16 protein-coding genes are annotated in these 16,268 nt (G+C 72.0%); all 16 read left to right on the top strand.

What is annotated here, in order from left to right:
- The first annotated feature begins 187 nt into the window (after positions 1–187).
- The gene (locus B082_RS36560; protein WP_051094684.1) at positions 188–1,087 is read left to right on the top strand and encodes an SCO6745 family protein; all 900 of its coding nucleotides are present in this window, start codon (positions 188–190) and stop codon (positions 1,085–1,087) included.
- Positions 1,088–1,118: 31 nt separating this feature from the next.
- Entirely contained in the window at positions 1,119–2,381 is a 1,263-nt protein-coding gene (locus tag B082_RS0124610) for a cytochrome P450 (RefSeq protein ID WP_018554460.1), read from the top strand.
- A gap of 33 nt (positions 2,382–2,414) precedes the next feature.
- Positions 2,415–2,660, top strand: a complete 246-nt coding sequence (locus tag B082_RS0124605; RefSeq protein ID WP_018554459.1) for a ferredoxin — start codon at positions 2,415–2,417, stop codon at positions 2,658–2,660.
- 6 nt (positions 2,661–2,666) lie between these two features.
- Positions 2,667–4,160: an FAD-dependent monooxygenase gene (locus B082_RS0124600; protein ID WP_018554458.1), complete on the top strand. Its 1,494-nt coding sequence runs from the start codon at positions 2,667–2,669 to the stop codon at positions 4,158–4,160.
- 31 nt (positions 4,161–4,191) lie between these two features.
- Entirely contained in the window at positions 4,192–4,851 is a 660-nt protein-coding gene (locus B082_RS0124595; RefSeq protein WP_018554457.1) for an antibiotic biosynthesis monooxygenase, read from the top strand.
- Positions 4,852–4,961: 110 nt separating this feature from the next.
- A complete protein-coding gene (locus tag B082_RS0124590; protein ID WP_018554456.1) occupies positions 4,962–5,600 on the top strand; it encodes an antibiotic biosynthesis monooxygenase in 639 nt (212 codons plus the stop codon).
- 91 nt (positions 5,601–5,691) lie between these two features.
- On the top strand, positions 5,692–7,161 hold the full coding sequence (locus B082_RS0124585) for an FAD-dependent monooxygenase (RefSeq protein ID WP_026250160.1): 1,470 nt from the start codon (positions 5,692–5,694) through the stop codon (positions 7,159–7,161).
- A 33-nt stretch (positions 7,162–7,194) separates the two neighbouring features.
- On the top strand, positions 7,195–7,524 hold the full coding sequence (locus B082_RS0124580; RefSeq protein WP_018554454.1) for a TcmI family type II polyketide cyclase: 330 nt from the start codon (positions 7,195–7,197) through the stop codon (positions 7,522–7,524).
- Positions 7,521–8,792 carry a beta-ketoacyl-[acyl-carrier-protein] synthase family protein gene (locus tag B082_RS0124575; RefSeq protein ID WP_018554453.1) on the top strand — a complete coding sequence of 424 codons (1,272 nt, stop codon included), beginning with the start codon at positions 7,521–7,523 and terminating at the stop codon, positions 8,790–8,792. The genes B082_RS0124580 and B082_RS0124575 overlap by 4 nt, the downstream gene beginning before the upstream one ends.
- Positions 8,789–10,009 carry a ketosynthase chain-length factor gene (locus tag B082_RS0124570; protein WP_018554452.1) on the top strand — a complete coding sequence of 407 codons (1,221 nt, stop codon included), beginning with the start codon at positions 8,789–8,791 and terminating at the stop codon, positions 10,007–10,009. Before B082_RS0124575 ends, B082_RS0124570 begins: the two co-directional genes overlap by 4 nt.
- Positions 10,010–10,083: 74 nt before the next feature.
- Positions 10,084–10,353 carry an acyl carrier protein gene (locus B082_RS0124565; protein WP_018554451.1) on the top strand — a complete coding sequence of 90 codons (270 nt, stop codon included), beginning with the start codon at positions 10,084–10,086 and terminating at the stop codon, positions 10,351–10,353.
- A gap of 58 nt (positions 10,354–10,411) precedes the next feature.
- Positions 10,412–11,203: a 3-oxoacyl-ACP reductase FabG gene (fabG, locus tag B082_RS0124560; protein ID WP_018554450.1), complete on the top strand. Its 792-nt coding sequence runs from the start codon at positions 10,412–10,414 to the stop codon at positions 11,201–11,203.
- Between the two features lie 34 nt (positions 11,204–11,237).
- Positions 11,238–12,194: an aromatase/cyclase gene (locus B082_RS0124555; protein ID WP_018554449.1), complete on the top strand. Its 957-nt coding sequence runs from the start codon at positions 11,238–11,240 to the stop codon at positions 12,192–12,194.
- Positions 12,195–12,196: 2 nt separating this feature from the next.
- Positions 12,197–14,554 carry an SDR family oxidoreductase gene (locus B082_RS0124550; RefSeq protein ID WP_018554448.1) on the top strand — a complete coding sequence of 786 codons (2,358 nt, stop codon included), beginning with the start codon at positions 12,197–12,199 and terminating at the stop codon, positions 14,552–14,554.
- 56 nt (positions 14,555–14,610) lie between these two features.
- Complete coding sequence (locus B082_RS0124545) at positions 14,611–16,044, top strand: MFS transporter (protein ID WP_199783850.1); 1,434 nt, start codon at positions 14,611–14,613, stop codon at positions 16,042–16,044.
- Positions 16,045–16,051: 7 nt separating this feature from the next.
- A partial coding sequence (locus B082_RS36555; RefSeq protein WP_037710839.1) for a carboxyl transferase domain-containing protein occupies positions 16,052–16,268 on the top strand: 217 nt, incomplete at its 3' end.

Here is a 16,268-nt window from a genome sequence, read left to right as displayed (position 1 = left end):
TCGGTGTCCGATCCAGGGCAGCCGGCGCAAGGCTCCGCTTCCTTATTGCCGCCCGCGTCTTCCGCACGGCGGCTTCCTTCTCTTCCGGCGCACCTTATTGCGTGCCCGTCTGCATTCGCTCAAGCGGTATTCATGCCAGACTCCAGCGGTTTTCATGCCGACCACGACACCCAGCCTTGAGGGCTTCATGGATCAGCAGGACAGAAATCACGGATACGCGCGTCATTGCGCTCAGGCAGTGAACGCGCTTCATTCAATTCCCTATTTCACAAGCGATTTGGCCACCGAAGTCGGACCGTTCGGCATCGATGATCATTCGAGCGTCTACCTTGCCGGCCGCGCGTCCGCACTGGGCATCGTGGACCCCGCTGTGGTGACTGCTGTATTCAACTCCTTCGCCCCCCGTCTCGTCGCCGAAAGAATTCCCGCGCTCTGGGATCTCATATCGCCCGGACAGGCCCTGCGGGCCCGCGAGAACGCCGTCGCCGCCGCCCTCGAACGCCTGCTGGGGGCCGAGACCGTGCGCTCCGCGGAGCTGTCGGAGGCGGCGAAGCTCGCGACCGCCGCGGCCGAGGCGGGTGCGCTGCCCGGACGCCCGCTGTACGCGGCGAACGCCGCGCTCGACCTGCCGGAACGCCCGCACACGGCCCTGTGGCACGCGGCGACGATGCTGCGCGAGCACCGGGGCGACGGACACGTCGCCGTACTCGGCCACTTCGAACTGACCGGCGTCGACTCGCTCGTGATCGACTGCGCCAGCAGCCACGGCATGGCCAAGGAGATCGTCATGCCCATGCGCGGCTGGACGGAGGCCGAGTGGTCGGCCGGACGGGAGCGCCTCGCCGACCGCGGACTGGTCGACGCGGAGGGCAGGATCACCCCGCGCGGTACGGCGCTCAGGGACGAAGTGGAGGCGGAGACGACCCGGCTCGACCGCCGCCCCTACGAGGCCCTGGGAGCCGCGGGCGTCGAGCGGCTGGCCCGCTACGTGCACCGGCTCGTCGGGACCGCCGCCGACGCCGGGGTCTTCCCGCCCCCGCTGCGCGGCTTCTTCGCGCCCTCGGCCGATGTCTGGAACGCGCTCTGACCCCGCAGCCCGCCCCCGGAGAGGACCAGCCATGACGCTGTCGACGCCGACACCGGCGCAACCACCCGCCGCCCTGTTCTCACCCGCCTACTACCAGGACCCGCACACCACCCTCGCCTGGCTGCGGGAGAACTCCCCGGTCCACGAGTTCCGCTTCCCGGCCGGCGACGTAAGAACCTGGCTCGTGACCCGCTACGACGACGTCAAGGCCGTACTCGCCGACCAGCGCTACAGCGCGGAGGCCTCCACCTGGGCCAACGACGAGTTCCGGGCCGCCGGTCTGGTCGCCGCCGAGGGCACCATCCTGGGGCGTGGCATCTCCGTGGTCGACCCGCCCCACCACACCAAGCTGCGGCGGCGGGCGATGGGCGCCTTCACCACCCGGCGGGTGGAACAGTGGCGCACGACCGTCCAGGAACAGGTCGACCGGGTCCTCGCCGACTGCGCGCGCCGCGACACCTTCGACGTCATGGACGACTACGCGGGCGAGGTGTCCGCCGGCGTCCTGGGCGAGATCCTCGGCATGCGCATCGAACGCCACCGCGAACTGGTCAGCGCGCTCAACGAGGCGTTCCCGTCCGACCCCGCGCTCATGCACAAGGTGCCCGAGGCGTTCGGCAGGATCTGCGAGTACGCGGCCGAACTGGTCGCCGACAAGCGCAGCAAGCCCGCCGACGACCTGACCTCCGCCCTGATCCGGGGCGTGGACGACGACGAGGAGCTGACCGAGGACGAGCTGATCGGCCTCGTCGCCGCCATCATCATGGGCGGCAGCGACACCGTGCGCGGCTTCATCGGCAACGCCGTCCTCTCGCTGCTCGACCACCCCGGCCAGGCCGAGCTGCTGCGGGCCCGGCCCGAGCTGGCCGAACCGGCCGTCGAGGAACTCCTGCGCTACGACGGGGCGCTGAGCACCGCCCTGTTCCGGGTCACCACACAGGAGGTGGAACTCGCCGGCACCGTCCTGCCCGCAGGGGCCCCGGTGATCGTCGGACTCCTGGCGGCCAACCGCGACCCGCGCCGCTTCGAACGGCCCGAGCTCCTGGACCTCGGGCGCCAGGGCCACCGGCACGTCGGCTTCGGGCACGGGCTGCACAACTGCCTGGGCGCGGCGCTGGCCCGTCTGGAGGGCGCCATCGCCATCCCCGCCCTCATCGACCGCTTCCCGGAACTGGTCCTCGACGCGCCCCGGGACTCCGTGCGGTACATCGACAACTGGGCGATCCGCCGCCTGGTCGCGCTGCCCGTCGCCGCATCGCCGAAGGCCGCCGCGCGGGCATCCCAGGAGGCCTGACATGCGTGCCCCCAACGGCCCCGGGCGGCCGTCATGAGCGCCTCCGCCCGCATCGACCGCACGCTGTGCCTCGGGACGGGGCTGTGCGAGTCGATGGCACCGGACCTGTTCCTCCTGGACGACGAAGGACTCGCCGTGCCGCTGCCCGGCGACGGAGGCGACGAACGGACGGAGCTGCTGCGGTCCATCGCCGACTGCTGCCCGACCGGCGCGATCACCGTCACCGAGAAGGGCCCCGGCGCGGCCGCACGCGAGAACGCACACGAGAGCAAGGGGTGAGACGGCATGCAGGGGCAGTCCGCACAGCGGGACACCGACGTCGTCGTGGCAGGAGCGGGGCCCGCGGGGCTCATGCTGGCCGCCGAACTACGGCTGGCCGGCGCCGAGGTCGTGGTCCTGGAACAGGAGAGCCGGCCGACCGCCGAGTCGCGCGGCATGGGATTCACCGCCCGCACCCTGGAGGTGTTCGACCAGCGCGGGCTGCTGCCGAGGTTCGGTGAGCTGAAACGTTCCCCCGGCGGCCACTTCGGCAGCGTCCCGGTCGACTTCGCGGTCGGCGACGGACGCCACGCCAGTGTCACCGGCATCTCCCAGGCCCGTACCGTCGCCGCGCTGGGGGAGTGGGCGGCGGAGCTCGGCGCCGACATCCGGCGCGGCCACCGGCTGACCCGCTTCACCGACAACGGCGACCGGGTCGAGGTGTGGGCCGACGGCCCCGACGGCGAGGTCGGGCTGACCGCGTCCTACCTCGTCGGGTGCGACGGCGGCCGCAGCACCGTCCGCCGGGCCGGCGGCTTCGACTTCCCCGGCACCGACGCCACCGCCGAACTGCTGCTCGCCGATGTGAAGGACCTCCGGCTCCCGCCGAAATGGTCCGGGGAGCGCCGCCCCGGAGGCATGCTGCTCGCCGCACCCCTGGGCGGCGGAATGGTCCGGATCGTCGTCTCCGAGCACGGCAGGGCACCGCGGGAACGCACCGGGCCCCCGGCCTTCAGCGAAGTGGCCGACGCCTGGAAACGGGTCAGCGGCGACGACATCACCGGCGCCACACCCGTCTGGGTCAGCTCCTTCGGGGACGCGGCCCGGCAGGCGTCCGAGTACCGCAAGGGCCGGGTCATGCTCGCCGGGGACGCCGCGCACGTCCACCTGCCCGCCAGCGGCCAGGGCATGAACGTCAGCATCCAGGACGCCGTCAACCTCGGCTGGAAACTGGGCGCCGTCGTCACCGGCCGCGTACCCGGAACACTCCTGGACAGCTACCACGCGGAACGCCACCCGGTCGGCGCCGAACTGCTGCGCAACACCCGGGCCCAGGCCTCACTGTTCCTCGGCGGACCCGAGATGCAGCCCCTGCGCGACGTCCTCACCCAGGTCTTCGGCGGCGAGGAGGCCGCACTGCTGCTGGCGGGGCTCGTCAGCGGCCTGGAGATCCGCTACGACGTCGGACCCGGCGACCACCCGCTGCTCGGGCGGCGGCTGCCGGACATCCCGCTGGTGCTGGACGACGGGGAGAAGACCCGCAGCACCCGGCTGCTCCACCCCGCCCGCGGCGTACTGCTGTCCCTGGGCACCGACCCCGCACCCGCGCGCACCGCCGCCCGCTGGGCGCCCCGGGTGGACGTCGTCCGCGCCGCCCGCCCCCACGCCACCGGGCCGGCCGGCGAGACGGTCGACGCCGACGCCGTACTGGTGCGCCCCGACGGCTACGTGGCCTGGGTGGCCGGATCCGGCGACCTCTCCACCGCCCTGCACCACTGCTTCGGCGAGCCCACCGGCTGAGCCCGGCCACCCCACGAGACAGGAGACGACCATGACCAGGACCCGGACCCAGCAGGCGGCCGCACCCGTCATCGACCGCGGGGACGCGCACGCCGTCTTCATGACCTACTGGCACGTGGCCGGTCAGGAGCAGGGCCGCGCCGTTCTCGACGAGATCGCGGACGCCTGGGAAGAGGCGTCCCGGCCCGCGGACATCCTCTCCTTCTCCTGCTACCTGAGCACGGGCAGCGACGACTTCACCGCGATGACGTACGCCCAGTGCGCGCACCCCGACGGCTACCGGCCCTTCATCCGCGCCCTTCCCTCGCCGGCCGCACGGGTCGAGCCGGTCGAGTACCGCCTGCACCGGAGCGTGCCGCTCGCCCCCGGGACCGGCCCGGCGGCCTCGGTGGTCATCGCCAGCTTCGACGTCGACGGCCGCGAACGCCAGGAGCACATCGTCTCCTCCGTCACGGAGAACATCGAGAAGTCACCCCGTACCGACCAGCGCGGACTGATCGCCTCCCACTTCCACCTCAGCATCGACGGCACCCGCGTCATCAACTTCGCCGAGTGGACGAGCGACGAGGAGCACATCGCGTTCCTGGAGGGCGCCACCCGGCACCGGTCGCTGCGCCTGGCCACCCGGACCCCGGGCGTCCGCCCCATCGGCTTCACCCGCTACCACCTGTATCGCGCCATCGGCTCCTGATGAATGGCTGACAGGGTACAAATCGGATCATTGGACTCCGGCTTTTGCCATCATGGTTGACGGCCCGGCAGCGATGACGGTCCGACAGTGACGGCACGAAGGAGAAGCCCATGGCCGATGCCCCCAGTCCCTTTCCGGACGTCGCCCGCACGGATACCGGAGTCGCGCTCGTGACCCCGCTGTACGTCGGGGGCCCCGGACACCAGCGCGCGGAGGCGGAACGGGTCCTGGCGCCGTACAGAAACGGTTCGCTGCCCGAGGGCTTCCTCTCCGTGAGCGTCTTCACCAGCACCGAGGGCGAGAACGTGCTCACGTACGCCCAGTGGACCTCCGACGACGCCTACCGCGCGTTCGTACGGGAGGGCGGCCTCGGCGAACCGGACGAGAACACCACCGAGCCGGTCCGCTACAAGCTCTACCGGGGCCGGGTCCTGGAACCCGGCAGCGTCCCCACCATGCTGGTGCCCCCCGTCTTCGACGTGGACGGCCGGGACCGGCAGCGGCGCTCGATCGACAACCTCATCGACGGGCCGCTCGGCACCCCGTTCCCCGGCCTGGTCGCCTCCCACTTCCACATCAGCCTCGACGGCACCCGCGTCCTCAACTGGGCCGAGTGGGTCGACGAGGACGCCCACGTGGGCTTCATGAAGAGCAGCCGCCCCAAGGAGTGCCTGGAGGCCATCACGATGCCCGGCGTCCGCGGCATAGGCGGCAAGAGGTACGTCCTCGCGGGTGCCGTGACCCGCTGACTTCTCGGCTTCCCGGAACGGCCCAGGTCCTCGGACCTGGGCCGTTCGTCTTTTCCGGATCGTCCCGCGCAGGACCGAACAAGGAGGGTGCATGGACACTCAAGTGATCGTCGTCGGAGCCGGACCGGCCGGAATGATGCTCGCCGGTGAACTGCGGCTGGCCGGGGTCGACGTCGTCGTCCTCGAAAAGCTCGCCCGGCGGACCGGGGAATCACGGGGACTGGGCTTCACCGCCCGCACGATGGAGGTCTTCGACCAGCGCGGTCTGCTCTCCCGGTTCGGTGACATCGAGGTCAGCGACCAGGGGCACTTCGGCGGCCTGCCGATCGACTTCTCCATCCTGGACGGCGCCCACCAGGCCGCCAAGACCATCCCCCAGTCACACACCGAAACCGTGCTGGAGGAGTGGGTCACCTCCCTCGGCGGCGACATACGGCGCAGCCACGAACTGCTCTCCGTCAAGGACGCCGGCGACCACGTCGAGGCGGAGGTACGCGGCCCCGAAGGCGTCCACCGGCTGACCGCGCCCTACCTCGTGGGATGCGACGGCGGGCGCAGCCTGGTCCGCAAGGAAGCCGGATTCGAATTCCCCGGCACCGCCTCGACGATGGAGATGTTCCTCGCCGACGTGAAGGGGCTCGACCTGTCGCCCCGCATGATCGGCGAGACACTGCCCGGCGGCATGGTCATGGTGGGACCGCTCCCGGGCGGCATCACCCGGCTGATCGTGTGCGAGCGCGGAACACCGCCCCAGCGGCGCGAGACCCCGCCGTCGTACGACGAGGTGGCCGCCGCCTGGAAGCGGCTGACCGGGGACGACATCTCGCACGGCGAACCGGTCTGGGTCAGCTCCTTCGGGGATGCCACCCGCCAGGCCACCCACTACCGGCAGGGCCGCATCCTGCTGGCCGGCGACTCCGCGCACATCCACCTGCCGGCCGGCGGCCAGGGCATGAACACCAGCATCCAGGACGCCGTCAACCTCGGCTGGAAGCTCGCGGCCGTCGTCCGGGGCCGGATGGACGACGCGTTCCTGGACACCTACCACGACGAGCGCCACCCCGTGGGCAAGCGCCTCCTGATGAACACCCGGGCCCAGGGCCTGCTGTTCCTCAGCGGCGCCGAGGTCCAGCCCCTGCGGGACGTCTTCAAGGAACTCATCGCCTACGAACCGGTCAGCCGCCACCTGGCCGCCATGGTCAGCGGACTGGAGATCCGCTACGGCATCGCCGCCGGCACCCACCCCCTGCTCGGCCGCCGGATGCCGGACCTGCGACTGACCGGCATCACCAGCCCCGGCAGCAGCACCGAGGCCCTGCACGGCGCCCGCGGCGTCCTCCTCGACCTCACGGACAACGCCGAACTGCGCCGCCGCGCGGCCGGCTGGACGGACCGCGTGGACGTGGTGACCGCCGAACCGAAGGCCCTGCCGGACGACGGATCACTGGACGGCACCACCGCCATTCTCATCCGCCCCGACGGCTACGTGGCCTGGGCCGCACCGGGAAGCCACAGCGACCTCCCGATGGCCCTGGAGCGCTGGTTCGGACCGGCGCTCTGACCCCCGTACACCCCAGAGAAGAGAGAAGAGACCATGCACAGCACCTTGATCGTCGCGCGGATGGACCCGGGTTCCGGACCCGATGTAGCCGGTCTGTTCGAGGCCTTCGACAAGACGGAGATGCCGCACCTCATGGGCACCCGGCGCCGCCAGCTGTTCTCCTACCGCGGCCTGTACTTCCACCTCCAGGAATTCGACGAGGACAACGGCGGCCGGCTGATCGAACAGGCCAAGACCGACCCCCGGTTCATCGCCATCAGCGACGACCTCAAGCCGTTCATCGAGGCGTACGACCCCGCCACCTGGCGCTCGCCCGCCGACGCGATGGCGACCCGCTTCTACCACTGGGACGGTTCCGCGTGACCCGGCGCAGGGTGGTCATCACCGGCATCGGCGTCCTCGCCCCCGGCGGCGTCGGGGTCAAGGACTTCTGGAGCCTGCTCAGCGAAGGCCGCACCGCCACCCGCGGCATCACCTTCTTCGACCCCGCACCGTTCCGGTCCCGGGTGGCCGCCGAGATCGACTTCGACGCCGAGGCGAGCGGCCTGAGCCCCCAGGAGATCCGGCGCATGGACCGGGCGGCGCAGCTCGCGATCGTCGCCACCCGGGAAGCGGTCGCCGACAGCGGCCTCGACGTGGGCGCCATGGACCCGTACCGGCTCGGCGTCACGATCGGCAGCGCGGTCGGCGCGACCATGGGGCTCGACGAGGAGTACCGAGTCGTCAGCGACGAGGGCCGGCTGGACCTGGTCGACCACGAGTACGCCATCCCCCACCTCTACAACTACTTCGTCCCCAGCTCCTTCGCCGCCGAAGTCGCCTGGGCCGTGGGCGCACAGGGACCCAGCACCGTCGTGTCCACCGGCTGCACCTCCGGCCTGGACTCCGTCGGATACGCCGTCGAGCTGCTGCGCGAGGGCTCGGTGGACGTCATGATCGCCGGAGCCTCCGACGCCCCGATCTCCCCGATCACGATGGCGTGCTTCGACGCGATCAAGGCGACCACCCCGCGCGACGACGCCCCGGAGCAGGCCTCCCGGCCCTTCGACGGCACCCGCAACGGATTCGTCCTGGGCGAGGGGTCCGCCGTGTTCGTCCTGGAGGAACTGGAGAGCGCCCGGCGGCGCGGCGCGCACATCTACGCCGAGATCTCCGGCTACGCCTCCCGCTGCAACGCCTTCCACATGACCGGGCTGCGCCCCGACGGCGAGGAGATGGCCGAGGCCATCAGGGTGGCCCTGGACGAGGCCCGGATTACCGGTGACCGCATCGACTACATCAACGCGCACGGCTCCGGCACCAAGCAGAACGACCGGCACGAGACCGCCGCGTTCAAGAAGAGTCTCGGCGACCACGCCTACCGCACCCCGGTCAGCTCCATCAAGTCGATGGTGGGGCACTCGCTGGGCGCGATCGGATCCATCGAGATCGCCGCCTGCGCCCTGGCCATGGAGAACAACGTCGTTCCCCCCACGGCCAACCTGCACACAGCCGACCCCGAGTGCGACCTCGACTACGTGCCGCTCACCGCGCGGGACCACCGCACGGACACGGTGCTCACCGTGGGCAGCGGATTCGGCGGATTCCAGAGCGCCATGGTGCTGGCGCGGGTCGAAGGGAGCACGCGATGACGACATCGGTCGTGATCACCGGTCTGGGCGTCGCCGCCCCCAACGGCCTGGGCAAGGAGGACTTCTGGGAGGCCACCCGCGAGGGGCGGAGCGGAATCGGCCCCCTCACCCGGTTCGACGGCTCGGGCTACCCGGCGAAGCTGGCCGGCGAGGTACCCGGCTTCGACGCGAAGGAACACCTGCCGAGCCGGCTGCTCCCGCAGACGGACCGGATGACCAGGCTCGCCCTGGTCGCCACCGACTGGGCCCTGGCCGACGCCGGAATCAAGCCCCAGGAGGCCGAGGGCTTCGAGATGGGCGTCGTCACGGCCAGCTCGTCGGGCGGCTTCGAGTTCGGCCAGAACGAACTGCGGAAGCTGTGGAGCAAGGGCAGCCAGCACGTCAGCGCCTACCAGTCCTTCGCCTGGTTCTACGCCGTCAACAGCGGCCAGATCTCCATCCGCAACGGGATGAAGGGACCCAGCGGTGTCCTGGTGAGCGACCAGGCGGGCGGCCTCGACGCCGTCGCACACGCGCGCCGCCAGATCCGCAAGGGCACCGGCATGATCGTCTCCGGCAGCATCGACGCCTCCGTCTGCCCCTGGGGCTGGGTCGCCCAGCTCGCGAGCGGACGCCTGAGCACCGTCGAGGACCCCGCCCGCGCCTACCTGCCGTTCGACCCCCGGGCCACCGGCCACGTCGCGGGCGAGGGCGGCGCGATGCTCATCCTGGAACAGGCCGACAAGGCGCGCCGCCGCGGCGCCCGGATCTACGGCGAGGTCGCCGGATACGGCGCCACGTTCGACCCGAAGCCCGGCAGCGGCGCCGAACCCGGCCTGCGCAAGGCGATCGAACTGGCCCTGGCCGACGCCGGCACCGCGTCCGGCGACGTCGACGTGGTCTTCGCCGACGCGGCGGCCGTACCGGAACTGGACCGGGCCGAGGCCGACGCGATCAACACGGTCTTCGGGCCGCGAGCGGTCCCCGTCACCGCACCGAAGACGATGACCGGCCGCCTCTACTCCGGGGCGGCACCGCTCGACCTTGCCACCGCGCTGCTGGCGATGGAGTCCGGGCTGATCCCGCCCAGCACCCACACCGAACCCGACCCGGCCCTCGGCCTCGACCTCGTCACCGGCGACGCCCGGCCCGCCCGGGTGAACACCGCGCTGGTGCTGGCCCGCGGCCACGGCGGCTTCAACTCCGCGGTGCTGCTGCGCACCGCCCCCACCGGCTGATCCGGCCGGACACGGCACGACCTCTCGCCCGTACACAACCGGCACGAACCCCCAGAAGGAAGGCAGGACAGACGGTGAGCACTCAGCCGTTCACGATCGAGGACCTCAAGCGAATCCTGCTCGAAGGCTCCGGCGCCGCGGAGGACGTGGACCTCGACACCGACATCCTGGACCAGGAGTTCGAGGACCTCGGCTACGACTCCCTGGCACTGCTGGAGACCAGCAGCCGGATCGAACGCACCTACGGCATCACGATCTCCGACTCCATCCTGGCCGACGCGACGACCCCGCGCGCCCTGGTCGGAGCCGTCAACGAGCACCTGGCCGACGACGCCGCGGCCTGACCCCCGCCGCACATCTCGCGTATCGCACGCACCTCATCCACCGTTCACGGGAGCAGCCATGTCACAGGACACTCAGGACACCAGGGTCGCCGTCGTCACCGGCGCCACCAGCGGAATCGGTCTCGCCGTCGCCCGGCTGCTGGCCGGCCAGGGCCACCGGGTCTACATCGGGGCCCGCAACGCCGAGAACGTGGCCTCCACCGTCAAGGAGCTGCGGGAGGAGGGCCTCGACGTCGACGGCGCGACGCTCGACGTCCGGTCCCCGGAGGGCGTCGAGGAGTTCGTGCGCGCCGCCGTGCAGCGCTACGGCACCATCGACGTCCTGGTGAACAACGCGGGCCGCAGCGGCGGCGGCGTCACCGCCGACATCGACGACGAGCTGTGGGCCGATGTCATCGACACCAACCTCAACAGCGTCTTCCGGATGACCCGCGCCGTGCTGAACGCGGGCGGCATGCGGGACAAGAGCCGGGGCCGCGTCATCAACATCGCCTCCACCGCCGGCAAGCAGGGCGTCGTCCTCGGAGCGCCCTACTCGGCCTCCAAGCACGGCGTGGTCGGCTTCACCAAGGCACTCGGCAACGAACTCGCCCCGACCGGCATCACCGTCAACGCCGTCTGCCCCGGCTACGTCGAGACCCCCATGGCCCAGCGGGTGCGCCAGGGCTACGCGGCGGCGTACGACACCGACGAGGCCGCGATCATGAAGCGCTTCTCCGCGAAGATCCCGCTCGGCCGCTACTCGACCCCCGAGGAAGTGGCCGGCCTCGTCGGCTACCTGACCTCGGACACCGCGGCATCGATCACGGCCCAGGCACTCAACGTCTGCGGCGGACTCGGCAACTTCTGATCCCTCCCGAGCAACCCTCGCTAGGAGACACGTCATGACGACCCAGCACGTCGAGCACGAGATCACCGTGGCCGCGCCCGCGGCCGACGTCTACCGCCTGATCGCGGAGGTGGAGAACTGGCCACGGATATTCCCGCCCACCATCCACGTCGACGTCGCCGAACGGACCGGCACCGACGAGCGCATCCGGATCTGGGCCACCGCCAACGGCGCCGCGAAGAACTGGACGTCCCGCCGCACCCTCGACCCCGAGGGGCTGCGCATCGAATTCCGCCAGGAGGTCTCCACCCCGCCGGTCGCGGCCATGGGCGGCACCTGGATCATCGAACCGCTCCCCGGCGGGGACTCCCGCATCCGGCTCCTGCACGACTACCGGGCCATCGACGACGACCCGGACGGCCTGAAGTGGATCGAGGAGGCCGTCGACCGCAACTCCCGCTCGGAACTGGCCGCGCTCAGGACCAACGTCGAACTCGCGCACGCGTCGAAGGAACTGACCTTCTCCTTCGAGGACAGCGTGCGGATCGACGGACCGGCCAAGGACGCCTTCGACTTCATCAACGAAGCCGGTCTGTGGGCCGAGCGGCTGCCGCACGTGGCCTCCGTCCGCTTCGGCGAGGACGCTCCCGGGCTCCAGACCCTGGAGATGGACACCCGTGCCCGGGACGGCTCCGTGCACACCACCAAGTCCTACCGGGTGGCCTTCCCGCACCAGAAGATCGCGTACAAGCAGATCACGCTGCCCGCGCTCATGACCCTGCACACCGGCTGCTGGACCTTCACCGAGGAGGACGACGGCGGCGTCACCGCCGTCTCCCAGCACACCGTGGTGCTCAACACGGCCAACATCGCCCGCGTCCTGGGCGAGGAGGCGACGGTCGAGGACGCCCGCGCCTATGTGCACGGCGCCCTGAGCACCAACAGCCGCGCCACGCTCGGTCACGCCAAGGAGTACGCCGAGAGCAACAGCCACGCCGAGAGCAAGAGCTGACCGTGGCCGCCCTGGACTGCGATGTCGTCGTCGTCGGAGCGGGACCGGTCGGGCTGCTCCTCGCGGGCGAACTCAGGCTCGGCGGGGCGGAGGTGGTGGTGCTGGAGCGCCGGGCGGAGCCCGGAACGGAGTCGCGGGCGTCCACGCTGCACGCCCGCACGATGGAGATCCTCGACAGCCGCGGCCTCCTGGACCGGCTGGGGCCCCTGCCCAACGACGTCATGGGCCACTTCGGCGGCATCCCGCTCGACCTGACCCTGCCGTCCCCGTATCCGGGGCAGTGGAAGATCCCGCAGACCAGCACCGAGGCCGCCCTGCGCGAGTGGGCGCTGTCCCTGGGCGCCGACCTGCGGCCCGGCCACGAGGTGACCGGGCTGACCGCACACCCGGACCATGTGACGGCCGAGACGGCGGGCCCGCGAGGACCGGTCAGCGCCCGGTACCTCGTCGCGTGCGACGGCGAGGACAGCACCGTCCGCCGGCTGACCGGAGCGGCCTTCCCCGGCGAGCCCGCACGCCGGGAGCTGATCCGCGCCGACGTCGCCGGCATCGACATCCCCGCCCGGCGCTTCCAGCGGCTGCCCCGAGGACTGGCCATCGCGGCCCGCAACCCGCAGGGCGTGACCCGGGTGATGGCGCACGAGTTCGGCGCCCCGGCCCGGGAGCGGTCCGGGGCGCCCGGATTCGCCGAGATCCGCGACCTCTGGCAGCGGGTCACCGGCGAGGACATCGGGCACGGCGACGCCCTGTGGGTGAACTCCTTCGCGGACGCCGCCCGGCAGGTGGCCCACTACCGGCAGGGGCGGGTGCTGTTCGCGGGCGACGCCGCCCACCAGCAGATGCCCATCGGCGGCCAGGCCCTCAACCTCGGGCTCCAGGACGCCGCCAACCTCGGCTGGAAACTCGCCCTCCAGGTGACCGGGCGGGCCCCCGAAGGCCTGCTCGACAGCTACCACACGGAGCGGCACGCGGTGGGCTCCCGGGCCCTCGGCAACATCAGGGCCCAGGCCCTGCTGCTCCTGGGCGGCGCCGAGGTGGAGGCGGTACGGGAGGTCGTCGCCGAACTCGTACGGCGGGAACCGGTGCGCGCCCACCTCGCCGCGATGATCTCCGGCCTCGACATCCGGTACGACACCGGCCCCGGCACCCACGAACTCCTGGGCCGCCGCCTGGCCCACGGCCACCAGGGGCACGGCTCCCGGGGCCTGCTGCGGCCGCACACCGACGCACCGGACGGGGCGGCCGGGCTGAGGCGGGCCCTGGCCCCCTGGAGCGACCGGGTCGACCTCGTCACGGACGGTACGCCGACGGCCGTCCCGGACCCGGGGGCCACCGTGCTGATCCGGCCGGACGGATACGTCGTGTGGGCCGACGAGGAGCGGTCACGGGGCGGCAGCGGCGCGGTGGAGGCGGCCGGGCTCGGCGCGGCCCTGCGGCGCTGGTTCGGCGAACCGGCGGCGAGCGGGACCGCGTACGACCTCACCCGCACGCCGCATCGCACCCCCGCCCGCACCCAGTCCCCGCCCCCGGCCGCACCCGGGGGCCCGGCCGTCGGCGCACCCTCACACACCACCTCACATGGGAGAGACGCAGGTATGAACAGGTTCACGGGCAAGACGGCGCTGGTGACCGGTTCCAGCCGGGGCATCGGCCGGGCCATCGCCCTGCGGCTGGCCAGGGAAGGCGCACTCGTCGTCGTACACAGCTCCAGCGGCGGCCGGGCGGCGGACGACGTCGTCGCCACGATCGAGAAGGACGGCGGCAGGGCCTTCGCCGTCCGGGCGGAGCTGGGCGTGCCCGGCGACGTCCACGAACTCTTCCTCGGCCTGGAGCAGGGCCTGAAGGAACGCACCGGCACCGTCGACCTGGACATCCTCGTCAACAACGCCGGGATCATGGGCGGCGGGGTCGCGGCCGACGCCACGACACCCGAGCAGTTCGACCGGCTCTTCGCCGTCAACGCCAAGGCACCGTTCTTCGCGATCCAGCGGGCCCTGAAGAACCTGACCGACGGCGGCCGGGTCATCAACATCACGTCCGGGCTGACCCACTTCGCCAACCCGGAGGAGATCGCCTACGCGATGACGAAGGGCGCCGTCGAGCAGCTGGCGCTGCACTTCGCGAAGTACCTCGCGCCGCGCGGCATCACCATCAACAGCGTCGCGCCCGGCATCACGCGCAACGACAACCCGGTCTTCGACATCCCGGAGGCCGTCGAGCAGATGGGGCAGCTGTCGGCGTTCGGCCGGGTGGGCGAGCCGAGGGACGTCGCCGACGTGGTGGCGTTCCTGGCGAGCGACGACGCCCGCTGGGTCACCGGGGCGTTCCTCGACGCCACCGGAGGCACCCTCCTGGGCTGAGCGGAGGCAGGGACGGAACGGGAGCCGGACGGAGTGAAGGAGCTCGGACGATGCCCATGACACGCACTCAGGATTCCTTCGGCTCCCCGCCCGCCGGAGGGGAGCGGTGGAGCCCCCGGCTGTGGGGGCTGCTGTTCGTCCTGGCCGGGAACATGCTCATCGACGCCCTCGAAGTGTCGGCCATGATCGTGGCCATGCCGGCGGCGGGCAAGGCGCTCGGCCTGCCGCTGACCGGGGCGCAGTGGCTGATCACCGGCTTCGCCGTCGGCTTCGGCGGGCTCATCCTCTTCGGCGGCCGGCTCGTGGAACTGCTCGGCCGGCGCCGCGTCTATCTGTGGGCGCTGCTCGGCTTCGCCGCGGCGTCCCTGGCGGGCGGGCTGACCGACGAACCCGCCGTGCTGGTGGCCACCCGGATACTGAAGGGCTTCTTCGCCGCGCTGACCGCGCCCACCGGCCTCGCGATCATCGCCTCGGAGTTCCCGGCCGGGCGGAGCCGCGAGCGCGCGGTGTCCGTCTACACCCTCTTCGGCGGTTCCGGGTTCGCCGCGGGTCTGGTGCTGTCGGGTCTGCTGACCGCGGTCAGCTGGCGCTGGACCGTAGCCTTCCCGGCCCCGATCGTCCTGATCCTGTTCGCCTTCGCCGTACGCCTGATCCCGCGCGGCCCCGCGCCCTCCGCCCCGCCCCCGGGCACCCCGCGCCACTTCGACGCGCCCGGGGCACTCGCCCTGACCGGGGCCCTGGTGTGCCTGGTGCAGGGCATCGTCTCGGTGCCGGCCCACGGCTGGCTCGACGCGCGCGCGGCCGGCCCGCTGACGCTGGCCGTGGTGCTGGGCGCGCTCCTCGTCGCCGCGGAGCGCACCGCGCCCCGGCCGCTGATCCAGGGCCGGCTGCTGCGCAACCGCACGCTGCTGCGCTCGATGGCCGGGGCCGCCGCGCTGAACGGCGTGAACCTGGGGCTGCTGCTGATCCTGACGGCCCGGCTGCAGACCGGCCTCGGCTGGTCCCCGCCGCGCACCGCCCTGGCACTCCTGCCCGCCAGCGTGCCACTGGCCGTCACGGCACTGCTGTCCCGGAAGCTGATCGCCCGTTACGGCACCGCCCGGCTGATCGCGCTGGGGGCGCTGGGCCCGGTCCTGGGCGCGGCGCTCTGCCTGCGCCACCCGGTCCCGGAGCGTTACGTCACCGACGTACTGCCGGCCCTGCTGCTGGTCGGCGCGGGGTTCGTGCTGGCCTTCGCCGCGCTGAACACCCAGGCCACCTCCCGGCTGGCCGCCGTCGACCGGGCGGCCGCCGTCGGTCTCTACCAGAGTGCCGTGCAGATCGCCGCCGTCGTCGTGCCGGCCCTGGCCGCGGCGCTGGCCGTCGGCCGGTCCGACGACCGCGCGGCGTTCCTGCTCGTCACCGCCGTCGCCGTGGCCGGGCTGCTCGCCGGGCTCAGCGGCTTGAGAGACGGTCGGGCCCGGGTCGAGAAACCATCCAGAGGAGAGTGACGCACCGATGTCCGTAACCGACACGACTCCGGCCCGGCGTACCGAATGGACGCTGTACGAGCGCCTGGAGGAACTCCGGCTGATCAAGGACGAGGCCCGGCACGGCCCGGACCCGGCCGCCACCGACCGGCAGCACGCCAAGGGCAAGCTGACGGCGCGTGAGCGCATCGCCCTGTTGCTCGACGAGGGTTCGTTCCATGAGGTGGAGCAGTTGCGCCGGCATC

This window comes from Streptomyces sp. ATexAB-D23 (genome assembly GCF_000373645.1).
Taxonomy (GTDB): domain Bacteria; phylum Actinomycetota; class Actinomycetes; order Streptomycetales; family Streptomycetaceae; genus Streptomyces; species Streptomyces castrisilvae.
The sequence above is the reverse complement of the archived record's forward strand: the minus strand, read 5'-3'. Positions and strand labels throughout refer to the sequence as shown.